This is a genomic window from Rhodococcus sp. PAMC28707 (assembly GCF_004795915.1).
GTDB lineage: Bacteria > Actinomycetota > Actinomycetes > Mycobacteriales > Mycobacteriaceae > Rhodococcoides.
Genome location: NZ_CP039253.1, coordinates 1,715,125 through 1,727,802, shown reverse-complemented (window position 1 = coordinate 1,727,802; position 12,678 = coordinate 1,715,125). Strand labels below are relative to the sequence as shown.

The following is a 12,678-nucleotide window of genomic DNA, read 5'->3' as shown; positions in this document are numbered from 1 at the left end:
CTATGCGACGCTCGGGGGTGGTGTACCGGCAATATCGGGATCGCCGGCAGCGAGGTACCGATCGGCACCTCGCTGCCTCGACCAGAACCTGCCGATGGGGGCCGGCCGGCGGCGCTGTGGCAGACCGGGCCGTTCGACCCATCATTGGGCAAGTTCAGGAGGTCACCGTAACGGTGTGGTGCAGCCCCACTTCCGATGCCGCTGTCACTCTGCGGACGAACCCCTCCGCGTCTTCGATGCAAGCCTCGGGTGCGACGATTCCGCGTCGGGTCAGTCGTCCCTCGATCAGCTCGACGAGGGCAGCCGCAGCGGGAACTGCGGTGATGGTGCCCGCGCTATTTCGGCTACTCGGGTAAAGAATGTGGCCTTCGATCGCGATCCGAGTGGGCACTCCGTCTTTCTCTCCGTCGACGGCCACCTGCCAGGCGCTGCCGGGGAGTTGGTCGGTCACCTCTATACCTAGGTGCCGTTGGCCTTCCGGCGTTGTCATGTAGCGGGCGAGGAATTCCCGCGGTGAGATCGGTAGCCCGTCAGAGACTTTGCCGCTGAGCATGCCCAGCCTGTCGAGGTCTTTCCAGATTTGCACGCCCTCTGGCTCGAACCAGGCGAACCGCACCACCGCGTTGCGCAGTCCAGCGATGTAGCGCCCCAGCGTGACACCCTCGGGGTGGCCCATGTAACCGAAGTCGTGAGTGCCGAATGGCTCGGCCATCGTGAACGTCTGCGGTGAGTCCCACGCCGGCACGTCACGTTCTGCGCCGTCCAGGTACTGCGATACGTTGCCGGACATGGAGTGCAGCATGTGGTCGTTCAGCGTGTAGCCGAGGTCCACCCGGTATGGCACTCCGATCACGACATTGACGGTGTGTGCGGACGTCAACTCGTCCACGGCCCAGCGCGCGGCCAGGTTCGTCACTCCCGGTGAGGACCCCATGCCGGTCAATACCGTCAAACCGGCCGCTCGTGCCGCTTCGTCCAGTTCCGAGTTGTTGATCAGCTTCTGCGTGACGTCGAACTCGTCGCACACGTCTACATAGTGGGCACGCGCGGCCACCGCCGCACGCACGATGTTCATGCCGAAGCGATAGAACGGGCCGACGGCGTTGAAGACGATGTCCGCGCCGGCAATCACCGCGTCGATGCTCGCGGTGTCGGCGGCATCGAAGCCCGCCGCGACCGCGGTCATCGACTCGGACTGCACATCGGCTACGACTTCTCTTGCTAGCGACTCGTCACGGTCGGCGACGACCATCTCGTCGACGACGCCCGACTTGGCAAGCTCACGGGCGACTTCCCCACCCACGCTCCCTGCGCTGAGGATCACGACCTTCATGCTTCGTTCTCCCACGCTCGGTGCAGCAGAATGATGTTGTCGACCGAGCGCTCCGCGCCCTGCACTCGCTCATCCCAAACCACACGGATTTGTGCAGGTGCCCACACCAGGTACGGCACCGTCTCGTTGACCTGCGTCTGTATCTTGTCGATGATGTCCTGGCTGGCTTCCTCTGACTGCGAGTTCAGCAGTTCCTCCAGGAGCGCATCCATTTTGGGGTCCGCGTAGCCGCTCGCATTGTCGCCGGAGTCGCTGCCCAATCCGTCGTACAGGCGAAGGTAGGGCGCTTCGTCGACAAGGTTCATGCCGCCTCGGGCGATATCGAAATCATTGACTATGTAGAGCTTTCGGATCAGATCGCTCACGCTGCTGGCCCGGTCGATCGTGACATCGAAGCCGACTGGGCCCAGCATCGCCTGTGCGGCCAGCGCACCCGCCTCGGCCGTCGGTTCTGCAGTGGTCACATAGGTCAGTTTTCCGTCGTAGCCATCGGCTTTCGCCTCGTCCAGCAGTGCACGGGCCGCGTCGGGGTCTACCACGAGTGGATCGACGTCGCTGTGCCACGGAGAGCCCTCAGGGAACATCGCCGCGCCCACTGGACTGTCGTTGTTTCCGCCGAAGGTGCGCTGGTCGATGATCGCCGGGTCGATGGCCAGAGCAATAGCCTGGCGTACTCGGATGTCCTGGCCCGGTCGGCCTTCCCGCTGATTGATGAACGCGACCGCCCCCTGCCCTTGAAGGTCACGGTAGCCAGCCCAGCCGTCCTGTTCGACCTGCGCGATCGCGTCGGGGTTGCGAAACATGAAGGCCATGTCCAGCTCGCCGCTGCGTAGCGAGTCGAGTTGCATGTTGGCGCTGGTGGTCGGAACGAACCGGACCTTGTCCAGATTGGGGCGGCCGGCGTGGTAATCCTCGCGCGCGGTGAGGACCAGTGCCTCGTCTGGAGCGTAATTCTGCACCGTGAAGGGCCCGGCCCCGATCGGTGTAAATCTGTCGCCGTTCACAGAGGACTCGGCGACGATCATGCCGGCCCCGGTGGCGAGCAGCACTGGAAAGTCCTGCCACGGTTGGTTGAGCTGAAATTCCACGGTGCGGTCATCGGCGGTATCGACAGACTTGACCACGTGGTTCCAGGTCTGCGAGCCACTGGCGTAGCTGGCGCCGAACCGATCCATGCTCCATTCCACGGCTGCCGCGTCGAGCGGGCTGCCGTCGCTGAACGTCGCGTCTTCCGGCAGCGTCATCCGCCATTGCATGCCGTCGTCGTCGACATCGAGCGTTTCGGCGAGTTGAGGGACGAATTTCCCGTCGCGGCTGTCGCGCTTGACCAGCACGTCATATATCGCGGCCATTTCTGTGCCGCCTGTGGACCCTGCAGCCTGTGTCTCGGCGGGGTCCAGCGTGCGGGGAAACGAGTAGGAGCCGAAGGTCAGCTCGCCACCGGCCACCGCGTTCGACGAGTCTGCGACCTCGGCGACATATCCGATGGAACCGCTGTCGTCGTTGCCGGTGCCCGAACTGGCGCATGAGGTCAGCACCAAAGCGCCACCCAGCGCCGCTGCGAGAACCGGCGTCAACCGAGCCGCTGGCCCCCGTTTTATCTGTTTCGTCATCTCACGCCTCTCCGACCTGGCCCGTGTGGTCCAGGTCACTAAGGCGACAGTAGGCGACTTAACACCCTTAAAGCAACAGTTGTTGCTTTAAGGGTGTTGGCAGTGTTTCTGATCGGCCTACGGGGTTGGCGCGAACGCCCTCGCGGTCGCCTCCGCAATGGCCTCCACTGTGGCGCTGGTGGCAGGCTTTTTGCCGAAAGTTGTGCTCAGTAGGAGTGGCCCGACGATCATCTGCAGCACGAAGCGGGCGTTGACGTCCTCACCTACTTCGCCGCGCGCCTTCGCGCGGGCAACCATCTCCGACAGGTCGCGCAGGATCGGGTTCCAGTGGGCGCGCTGGATCTCCGCTACCTCGGAATCGACGTCGGACGCGAGCACCGCGTTCAGTGCGATCTCCACCGGGTTGGCAAAAAAATTAGCGAACTCTCGGGTGAGGGCCTGCACATCGGTGACCCAGGATCCGGTGTCCGGGGCGACGAGTAGTGCCGTGTGCAGCGTGAGGGCCTCTTCGACCAATGCCACGCGGGTCGGCCACCATCGGTAGACGGTCGACCTGTGGATGTTCGCTCGCTGCGCGACGTCCGCGCCTGAGAATGTGGTGTTGCCCTCGCGGAGCATCTCCAGCACCGTCGCGGCGACCGTGGTCCGCACGACCTCGCTTCGTCCACCCGAGCGCACGCGTTGGGTTCGGGGTTCATCGCTCGTCATGTTGGGATCGTATCTGCCGAACAAATGCCTTAAAGCGACAACTGTTGCTTTAGTGGGGAATGTCTGGTTGTGTGCATCTAGCCGCAAATTAGACACTCAGGAGTGCTCATGACCGATCTTCCCCGTATTCACGCCTCCGGGCCCATGCAGGACATCACCGACGCGCTGCAAGAGCATGGTGCCGTGATCGTCGAAGACCTGCTGGATCAGGATCTGCTGCGGCGCTTCAACGAGGAGCTGGATGTACACCTGAACGAAAGCGCTCAGGGCGACGAGCGAGGCTTCGTCAATGCGGGGGTGGCGGCCTTCTTCGGCGACCGCACCGAGCATCTGGCCGGGCTGGCTGCCAAGTCCGAAGTGTTCGCCACCGAGGTGCTTACCCACCCGATCTATCGCGCGGTCTGCGACGAGGTGCTTTTGCCCAACTGCGCGACTTATCAGCTCAACCTTGCCCACGTGCTCAACCGCGGACCCGGCGGCACCCCGCAGCCGCTTCATCGAGACGAGGACGTGTGGGTTCACTTGGCCAAACCGCGGCCGACCATCATGTTGGCCTCGGTGCTGGCCCTGCGTGACTTCACCGCGGACAACGGTGCCACCCGCGTGATCCCGGGCAGTCACCTGTGGGACGTGCAACGCCGGCCGACCGACGCCGAGGCCATCCCCGCGGTGATGAAGGCGGGCTCGGGCATCATCTATCTCGGTTCCACAATCCACGCCGCCGGCGCCAACACTACGGCCGACCAGTGGCGCCGGGGGATGCACATCAGTTACAGCGTCGGTTGGCTGCGAACCGAGGAGAACCAGTACCTGTCGATCCCGTTGGAACAGGTTCGCACCCTGCCGCGCGAGTCTCAGAATATTCTGGGATTCGGCGTGCATGATGCGATCGCGCAGCGCGGGGGCTATCTCGGCACCGTGGACCTTGCCGACCCTGTCGAGCTGATCGCCGCCGGCAAACTGTAGGCGCTACGCCAGGCTCTGTGCCCTGGGGCGCAGGGCTTCAGCGACGTCGGTCCGTGCCCGCCCGCGGACCGCGGGCGGATCACCGAGACCTGCGGTGGGGCATAGCTGTCGGATAGGTTCGACAAATGTCCTTTGACGCACGTGCGGTTGCGCTCGGCCTCGTCGCGGTGCTCGGGCTTGTACTTCTGATCGCGGTGGTCGTTCTCGAGTTGTGGTTTTTCGTGCTGTGGGCGGCGGTGTTGTTGGCTGTGCAGCTCGCAGCGTTTGCCGTGTACGCCTTGATTTACGGACGTATCGAGCCACCGGAGGGGAGTGCATCCGTCGTCGCGTTGGGCTGCGGGTTAGGTCCGGGCGGCAGCGTCACTCCATTGCTGGCGAGCCGGTTGGATCGTGCGCTCGGGGTGTACAACGGTCAGCTCGACGCCGGCAGCTGGCCGGCTCTGATCGTGTCGGGTGGGCAGGGGACCGACGAGTCGGTGGCCGAGGCCACTGCGATGAAGCAGTACCTCGCTGCGCGGGGCGTCGCGGAGGCGAAGGTCTTTGCGGAGACGGAGTCGCGGAATACCCGCGAGAATCTCGTGTACAGCAAGGAGTTACTCGACTCGGCGGGTCTGACATCCGAGCCGATGATTGTCGTTACCAGCGACTTTCATGTGCTGAGAACAGCAGGGCTCACCCGCGATCTGGGTATCAACGCTCATGTGACGGGGGCCAGAGCTGCCCGGACCTACTCGCGAAAGGCTTTCCTACGCGAATTCGCGGCTGTGCTGCAGCGCTATTGGAAAGTCAACGCCGTTTTGCTCGTTGGCATACTCGCCTTCGTGGTCTTCCTACAGAACGTCAACGGATGAATGGGAAACGCGCACTCGCGCACGTGACGCTCTTGGCGGGGGCGTTCGTGGCGGCGTTGACGCTGACGACAACGGTCTCGCACAACTTCGCGTTCTTCTCCGGCGGTGACCGCCTCGATGTCTTCTTCGACAGTGCCGCGTCGGGGGCGACGCTCGGTGCGATTGTTGCGGTGGTGATCGCAACCGTCGTTTCGCGCACCCGGAGTTCTGGTGCGGCAGCGGGATTCGGCATCGTGCTGCTTGGGGTCGTATCGCTGCTGCAACCGGCAGGGGAACTGCAACTGCGGGCGCTTGCGGCGGGGCTGATTCTCGGCGGCGTCGCGGCACTGACCGGCATTCGGGAGCGTCGAACATTGCAGTGCGCTCTGGTGGTCGGCGTGGTCTCCGGGGCGGTCATGGCGGGCCCGTTGGAAAGCGAAGGCATGTCGCGCCGTTACGCCGACTACCTCGAACCTGCTGCACCGCAGACATATCTAACGGTCGCGCTCGGTGTGTTCGCTGTCTTGTTGGCTGTGTCGGCGTGGATGAAAGCGTTCGAAAAAGAACCCGTATCCGTGGACAACAAGAGTCGAGTCCTGTTGGTGGGGATCGTGATTCCTGTAGCAGGGTTGGTGCTGTACTGGCTGTTCCAGCGGTCTGTGTGGAGCCTCGGGACCGGCGAGGCCATGCAGAATCGGTGGTTGCTCGGGCTGGTAGTGATCCCGCTACTGGTGGGCGCGGCGTTCGCCCTTCCTGCTGCGTCAGGGGCTGTCGTTCTCGCCGCGTTGGCGTATCTGGGTGCCGGCTCCACCGGTTCGTTCGAGATGTCGACAGCGCTCGTGTTCGTGGCACTGTTGGTGGCAGGCTCGGTGGTCGGGTGGCGATGGCGTTCACCGATGACGGGTTTCGCGCTCCTGGCGGTGGTAGCTGCTACGGGATTGTTCACCGATCCACCGCTCGACTGGATCAACATGGGCGCCAACGTTTTCGTGCTTCCCTTCGCCGTCGGCTTGCTCTACGCATCGCTGCTACCGACGGATGCACCCGCTGCAACGATGTCGGTGACGACGCCGATCGCGGTGTCGATCCCGATCGTCGCCGAGTTCGGGTGGACGGCCTACACCCCGCTCAGCACGATTGAACCGAAGTTCTCCCCGACCACCTGGATGTGGACGTCCACTGCTGTGTCCGTCGGCTCGGTCCTGGCGGCGGGTGCGGCATTCGTGGTTCTGCGGCACACTCGCCGAGGAAGTTACGAGGCGCCATCGGGGTAGCTCCCCGGCGGCGCCTCACCATGCCCTCTTGACAAACTTTCCTACATATCAGTTTTCCTACATATCAACCGAGGCGGCTCATTCGAACCGCAGGTCGGCGAAGGACGGCGTTGTATCGGCGTCCCACACATGTTAGAAGGATTGTTCGACCAGTGGCCACAGGTGCTGTTCTCCGTCGTACACCGAGTTCACGACGTCGGCCCCGTCACCAAAGACCACGAATTCGTGGGGGATGACTCGTCCCGCCGCGTCTCGTCGCCCCTCCGGGTCCGGAAATCGCACAGCGACGACTTGTCCGTTTCGGCGCCACGCCGCGGGTTCGTCCGCGAGTTCGGCGAATGCACGCTCGTATTCTGGAAGCGGGCGAGTCCGTTGAACAGGCCGTGTTCGATGGCAGCGAGTATTTGTTCTCGGTGCCCGGCGATGCGACGTTGCAGTGTGACGAACGATTCGATACGGCTGCGCCGTGCCCACTGAATCCAGCGTTCGAGTGCGTCGGCGGCCTGGTCGACGGGGAGCTCCGGTGTCGTGGTCGACGACGACGGTGAGGTACTTGTGGCCGCGTTTGTACGAGATCTCGTCGATCCCGATTCGTGTCAGGCCAGGCGGCAATTGTTCTGGTCGTGTTGTCGGTGTTCCAAGCTGGACAGAGTTATTTTTAAGAGCAGGCCCGCTACTCCCGCGACGATCCAGTTATCCCGATCGACAATTTCGGAGTACTCGTTCTGTGTGTCCTGGCCGCTGTCTTGATCGCCGCCGGGCCGTCACGGCCGGTCCGTCAACGTGGCATCGTCTGATTGCTGGACTTGCGCGAGGCGGCCAGCTGGTGGAAGACCGCCAGCACGAGCGCCGGTACCGTCACCGGGGCAGCGCTTGCCAGCGGCGACCACAACGATGGCGTCGACATGCCCGCGTTGTAGAAGCCCACTGCCGTCAGGACCAGCATGGTTCCTGCAGCGACCCATGACATCGAAGACCTGCAGACGACCGCGGCGACCAGAAAAAGCGCAATAGGGATCGCCAGCACGAGGACGAGCGGGAATCGGAAGTAGTCGAGTAGCGGCTGTTCACAGCTTTCTGGAGCCATCGTCAAGCCGAGTTCGCAGTTGGTATTTGGAGCATCGGCCAGTCGGTGGCCCTTACGCCCAGCGCTACGGCGATTACTGCGAGCACGGCCCACGCGACTCGAATACCTGGCATCGCGTAATCGTCTCACGAGCGACTGTGGCTCCTCTAGCTCAATCCCTTTTGACCAGATCCCCGATACGTCCGACGCATCCTGGCACGGCGCATCCGAAGCAGCCGGTCATACATCGGCGAGGAAAAGCGCCATCATCAGCCCAGATCTATCGGAGGAGTCCGTGGTCTCGAAAATGTGATCGAGCAAAGCCTCTACCGGAACTGGCTTCGGGATTTCGTCATACTTGTCGCTGACCCTTCCGAGCTTCAACAGATCGCTGTTGTTGACGCAATCCAGAATTAACCTGACATCCGAGCGATCTGCATCCCCCGAGCTCGTCCCCATAAGCAGCAATACATCCGCGATCGAGAGCCAGTCGTCGATCTCTAGAATCCCGTGAAGGACCTTGCTGACCAGGTCGTCATAGCGCGACATGCATTTTCCCATCCTCGGATACAGAACGTTGTTCGATTCTAGTTGTGAGAAGCGACCGCCACCCGGCCGGGAACTGGCTCGATGTCACGTAACCCACGCAACGCTCACTGGAGGTAATTAGTGGCCGTCCGCGGGGGCTACGCCGTGGCCGCGCTCCAGGGTTCGGATCCTGTTGGTTTTCCGAGCCATCACGGTTGGGTCGCTGATCGCGCCTGAGCGGCCACACGCCCTCCCCCGTCTAGGTTTTGGCTTGTCGAAGGTCAAAACTGAAGAACGGAGAACGGCGTGCAGAACGCTAGCTTATGGCGCACTGTGTTGGGCGTCGAGAACGTCGAATTCGACGACGACACACAATCGATCGTGGCGCATGCAAGGCCTGCAAGTGCGACCAGGGGTCGATGTGGAGCTTGCGGTTCGAGGGCCTCCTGGTATGACCGTGGGCAAGGTCGACGGCAGTGGCGCGGCCTGGATGTGGGAACCGTTCAAATCTTCCTGGAGGGAGATGCTCCGCGGGTTGATTGCCGCATCCACGGGCCGACGGTGCGCCAGGCCCCGTGGGCTCGTCATGGTGCCGGGCATACGCGCTCGTTCGATCAGCAGGTCGCCTGGTTGGCCACACAGTGCTCCAAGAAGGCAATCACCGAGCTGATGCGGATCGCCTGGCGCACAGTGGGATCGATCATCGCTCGGGTGTGGGCCGACACCGCCGCCGGTATCGACGCGATAGCATGCCTGACACGAATCGGGATCGACGAGATCTCGTACAAACGCGGCCACAAGTACCTCACCGTCGTCGTCGACCACGACACCGGAGCTCCCCGTCGACCAGGCCGCCGACGCACTCGAACGCTGGATTCAGTGGGCACGGCGCAGCCGTATCGAATCGTTCGTCACACTGCAACGTCGCATTGGCGGCCACCGCGAACAGATCCTTGCTGCTATCGAACACGGCTTGTCCAACGGACTCGTCGAATCCATGAACACCAAGATCCGACTCCTCACTCGCATCGCTTTCGGATTTGTCCGTCCAGAGGCACTCATCTCCCTGGCGATGCTCACTCTCGGAGGACACCGACCTTCACTACCGGGCCGCCGAGGACCCCACACATCAGTCACAAGGGCCGATTTCCTTGACACTCGGCTATGTTTCGATGTGGGAAGCAAGCCAACGAATATCGTTGCGTCACAGTCGCGGCAACGCGAGGCCGACGATTTGAGGTTCGACGGTAGGACCAACCAGCGCAGACAGGAGCGCCACATGACGACTGCTGCATTGTTTGTTCTCGCAACGCCTGTGGTGTTGGTTGCGTTTCTGGCGGTTCTCACCGGCCTCGGTGAATACCGCCGCACCGGTAAATGGGCCTTGGCGGTGCTGGCCGTTCCATGCTTTCCATTGTTTTGGGTTGCTTGGTATGTCCGTGACGACCTCGGAAGCGCTTCGCGCTGACCGCGGTGGGCCGCTGTTAGTGAGGTGCCAGTTCGAGACGCCATCGGCGGTTGTCATTGGTGAAGCCGCTAACCGGGCCCAGGCGAACAGTGCATGGCCAGTACGTGGCCGCGGGTGTCTGTGTCGGAGTGTGCATCATCAGAACACTGGGCCGTCGGTGACTGAGGAGCATTTCACGAAGCCTGTGACGGTGACATCGGTGGTCGAGTCGGGTTCGATCGAGCGTGTTGTTGCCGAGAATCCCGCGCCGACAATCTCGGTGTCGACGACTTGAATGTCGAGCTGGTCCAAGGCAGTCAGGTCATGGTGGACGCCCTCGCGGTCGACGTACTGCAGCGACATGTAGTCCGTCTTTTCTCCTGCCTCGTTTGAGATGTGGGTGGGGCCGAACAGGAGTTTGAGCGAGAAGTCCTCGCCTGGTCTGGCGCTGCCTTCGTCGAATATGGCGAAGTCGCTGGTGGCGGCTGAAAAGGCGCGGGAGGATCCGTCGGAGTTGGTGGTGCACTGTGTTTCGGTTCCGGCCGGAAGGCTTGCGGCCCCGAACCAACCTGATTCGAACTGGATGTAGCTGCCCTGGCCGTCACTGCGCGGGGTAGTGGGAGCCGGGCGCAGGTCCACCTGGGCGTGACTCTCGTCCGGTCCTGTACTGCAGCCAACCGCTGCGGCGAGCAACAATGCCGTGATGAGTATCGGACTAACCCTGCCGGATGCGTGCACGTGCTGCCTCCCGATGGTTGATAGACACGGACAGGCTAGCGGTATGAGGTACGGACGTCAGTGACGCGGTGCCGGGCCGGCGGTAAGCGGCAGGCGGTCGTCCTGCGCGTGCTGAAGGCGGTCGGTGGTAATTGCAGTGAACGTTCCAGATTTCGACAGCGGTGCGTCGTTGCTGTTCACGGGAGTAGCGCACCTCCTCGGCGAGGATATGGCTGTAGCGTTCGACTTCCCGTGGGCACACCAACCGCAGCCGTCGGGGATTCTCCCGACTTTCTTGATGTCGACGTGCATCATCTGACCGGGTGGTTTCGCGAAGATCCCGATGGCGTCGGCGCGCAGTTCGAACGTAATTCGTGAGGCCGACCATTTTCGGGTTCACCGCATGGATTCGATCTCGGCCACGACCTGTGACGCTGTGGCGGGAGATGCCCATTTCGGCGGCCACGTGGGCGATCGGGCGACCCGGGCAGCGCGGAATCGAGGGTTGACTTGGAGTGCACTCCAAGACGTACTGTCGCATTCATGAGTGCACCGGCACGGCAAACATCGATCGGCCGACCTGAGGGCATCGGAATTGCCGAGATGGCGGAATGCTCTGGGCTGACCCAGGACACGCTTCGGTGGTACGAGCGAGAGGGATTGACTCCTGACATTCCCCGATCGGCAAATGGTCGACGCGTTTTCACGCCGAGGATGGTCTCCTTGCTGAATCTGCTTGTTCGCCTTCGGTCGACGGGTATGCCGACTGCTGATATGCGCGATTTTGTGAGGCTCATCGACGGCGGTCCGGCGACGCATCGTCAGCGGGTCGCTATTCTCTCCGCGCACCGCGCGCGTATCGCGGAGCGTCAACGGCACCTCACCGATGCCAGCAACGCTTTGGAGTCGAAAATTTCACACTACGAACTCCTCATCTCGGAGGGGCTGGACTGCGAGGGAGCCGCAGTCCCCAATCCAGCAGACAACGACCAGTAAGTGGGTACACACATGTCAATTCCAACTCGTAGAATCCCCGCACTCGACCGTGACGTCAGTGCCATCGGACTCGGCTGCATGGGCATCAACTGGGCCTATGCGCGCGACGACGCGGATTCGGCCCGCACAGGTTCGGAGATTCTTGCCCACGCACTCGCGTCGGGTATCGATTTCTTCGATACCAGTGACGCTTACGCCGCCGGGGAGAACGAAAAAATTGTCGGCGACGCTGTGGCTGACGCCGACGTCGTCATCGCGACGAAGGCGGGCCTGATCGGTTCCATGGACAGTGGGAAGCCGACACTGACACGTAACGGCCGCCCGGATCACCTTCGGAAGGCGTGCGATGACAGTCTGCGGCGCCTCGGAATCGACACTATCGATCTTTACTACCTGCACCGCGTCGATGATCAGGTGCCGATCGAGGAATCGTGGGGAGCGCTGTCCGATCTTGTTGCTGCAGGCAAAGTTCGAGCGTTGGGTTTGAGTGAAGTCACCGTCGAGCAAGCCGCGGCGGCGCATGGTATCCACCCGGTGGCCGCTGTTCAGTCCGAATTATCGGTATGGACCCGAGACGCATTGGGGCAGGGCAATACTCCTGATGGTGCCGCTGTCGGGAACATCGTCGACTGGACTCGTGACCGCGACGCGGTGTTCGTCGCTTTCTCACCGCTGGGGCGCGGGTTCCTGACCGGGAGTCTCGATACTGCGGCCCTGCCGTCGAGCGATTTCAGGACTACGCTTCCCAGGTTCACCGGTTCGGCGGCGCAACAAAACCAAGCGATTGTCGACGCCCTCGCGTCAGTCGCCGATCGCCACGCCACGACGCCGGCAGCTATCGCGTTGGCATGGGTGTTGGCGCAGGGGCAGCATGTCATCCCGATCCCGGGAACGACGAAGGCGACTCATCTCGACGCCAATTTCTCTGCTGCGCAGCTTACTTTGACGGCGGAGGATCTCGGGATCCTCGACGGTGCACCTGCCGCGGTCGGCCCACGCTACTGAGATGAAGCTGGGACGAGGTAAGGGGACAGGGTGGGACATTTGTCCGTCCACGTCGGTGACACCGCGAGGTAACAGATACCCCTTGCCTCCCGCGAAAGCCGCTTCGTCCGTCCGTCAACGTGGACGTGTCCTGTGTTCCCATACATCCGAAGTCGATACTGACCACCGGAGTGCCGAGAGGCTTCTTGGCGTTAT

General features: G+C 62.5%; 12 protein-coding genes and 4 pseudogenes. 7 read left to right on the top strand and 9 right to left on the bottom strand.

Translation table 11 applies throughout. The features are described from left to right. Positions 1–154: 154 nt before the first annotated feature. From E5720_RS07795 to E5720_RS07785, 3 genes are all read right to left on the bottom strand, one after another. Positions 155–1,333: a saccharopine dehydrogenase NADP-binding domain-containing protein gene (locus E5720_RS07795; protein WP_136170182.1), complete on the bottom strand. Its 1,179-nt coding sequence runs from the start codon at positions 1,331–1,333 to the stop codon at positions 155–157. Further along, a complete protein-coding gene (locus E5720_RS07790) occupies positions 1,330–2,946 on the bottom strand; it encodes an ABC transporter substrate-binding protein (RefSeq protein WP_136170181.1) in 1,617 nt (538 codons plus the stop codon). Before E5720_RS07790 ends, E5720_RS07795 begins: the two co-directional genes overlap by 4 nt. A gap of 117 nt (positions 2,947–3,063) precedes the next feature. Next, on the bottom strand, positions 3,064–3,654 hold the full coding sequence (locus tag E5720_RS07785) for a TetR/AcrR family transcriptional regulator C-terminal ligand-binding domain-containing protein (RefSeq protein ID WP_136170180.1): 591 nt from the start codon (positions 3,652–3,654) through the stop codon (positions 3,064–3,066). Between the two features lie 108 nt (positions 3,655–3,762). Here E5720_RS07785 and E5720_RS07780 point away from each other — a divergent pair, with 108 nt between their 5' ends. The 3 genes from E5720_RS07780 to E5720_RS07770 all read left to right on the top strand — a co-directional run bounded on the left by E5720_RS07780 (position 3,763) and on the right by E5720_RS07770 (position 6,724). Next, the gene (locus tag E5720_RS07780; RefSeq protein WP_136170179.1) at positions 3,763–4,620 is read left to right on the top strand and encodes a phytanoyl-CoA dioxygenase family protein; all 858 of its coding nucleotides are present in this window, start codon (positions 3,763–3,765) and stop codon (positions 4,618–4,620) included. Positions 4,621–4,745: 125 nt separating this feature from the next. Further along, on the top strand, positions 4,746–5,471 hold the full coding sequence (locus E5720_RS07775) for a YdcF family protein (RefSeq protein ID WP_136170178.1): 726 nt from the start codon (positions 4,746–4,748) through the stop codon (positions 5,469–5,471). After that, entirely contained in the window at positions 5,468–6,724 is a 1,257-nt protein-coding gene (locus tag E5720_RS07770; protein WP_136170177.1) for a hypothetical protein, read from the top strand. The genes E5720_RS07775 and E5720_RS07770 overlap by 4 nt, the downstream gene beginning before the upstream one ends. A 368-nt stretch (positions 6,725–7,092) precedes the next feature. Here E5720_RS07770 and E5720_RS07765 read toward each other — a convergent pair. The 4 genes and pseudogenes from E5720_RS07765 to E5720_RS07750 all read right to left on the bottom strand — a co-directional run. Next, a pseudogene (locus E5720_RS07765) lies at positions 7,093–7,245 on the bottom strand (transposase); the annotation flags it as partial. Then, positions 7,244–7,324: pseudogene (locus tag E5720_RS07760) on the bottom strand (hypothetical protein); the annotation flags it as partial. The pseudogenes E5720_RS07760 and E5720_RS07765, both read right to left, overlap by 2 nt. 178 nt (positions 7,325–7,502) lie before the next feature. Continuing rightward, positions 7,503–7,940 (bottom strand): hypothetical protein, encoded by a 438-nt coding sequence (locus E5720_RS07755; protein ID WP_136170176.1) that lies wholly within the window; start codon positions 7,938–7,940, stop codon positions 7,503–7,505. A gap of 90 nt (positions 7,941–8,030) precedes the next feature. Next, on the bottom strand, positions 8,031–8,339 hold the full coding sequence (locus E5720_RS07750; RefSeq protein ID WP_084347420.1) for a hypothetical protein: 309 nt from the start codon (positions 8,337–8,339) through the stop codon (positions 8,031–8,033). A gap of 285 nt (positions 8,340–8,624) precedes the next feature. Between E5720_RS07750 and E5720_RS07745 the strand changes: the two are divergent. Next, a pseudogene (locus tag E5720_RS07745) lies at positions 8,625–9,435 on the top strand (transposase); the annotation flags it as partial. Positions 9,436–9,597: 162 nt separating this feature from the next. Continuing rightward, positions 9,598–9,786, top strand: coding sequence for a hypothetical protein (locus E5720_RS21615; protein ID WP_143542160.1), 189 nt, complete (start codon positions 9,598–9,600; stop codon positions 9,784–9,786). Positions 9,787–9,924: 138 nt separating this feature from the next. Here the strand turns inward: E5720_RS21615 and E5720_RS07740 are convergent, their stop codons facing one another. Beyond that, positions 9,925–10,503 (bottom strand): hypothetical protein, encoded by a 579-nt coding sequence (locus E5720_RS07740; protein WP_136170175.1) that lies wholly within the window; start codon positions 10,501–10,503, stop codon positions 9,925–9,927. Positions 10,504–10,588: 85 nt separating this feature from the next. Continuing rightward, positions 10,589–11,023: pseudogene (locus tag E5720_RS21960) on the bottom strand (hypothetical protein); the annotation flags it as partial. 2 nt (positions 11,024–11,025) lie between these two features. Between E5720_RS21960 and E5720_RS07730 the strand changes: the two are divergent. Both E5720_RS07730 and E5720_RS07725 read left to right on the top strand, forming a co-directional pair. After that, on the top strand, positions 11,026–11,478 hold the full coding sequence (locus E5720_RS07730) for a MerR family transcriptional regulator (protein ID WP_136170174.1): 453 nt from the start codon (positions 11,026–11,028) through the stop codon (positions 11,476–11,478). A 12-nt stretch (positions 11,479–11,490) separates the two neighbouring features. Further along, on the top strand, positions 11,491–12,483 hold the full coding sequence (locus E5720_RS07725) for an aldo/keto reductase (RefSeq protein WP_136170173.1): 993 nt from the start codon (positions 11,491–11,493) through the stop codon (positions 12,481–12,483). Positions 12,484–12,678: the final 195 nt, after the last annotated feature.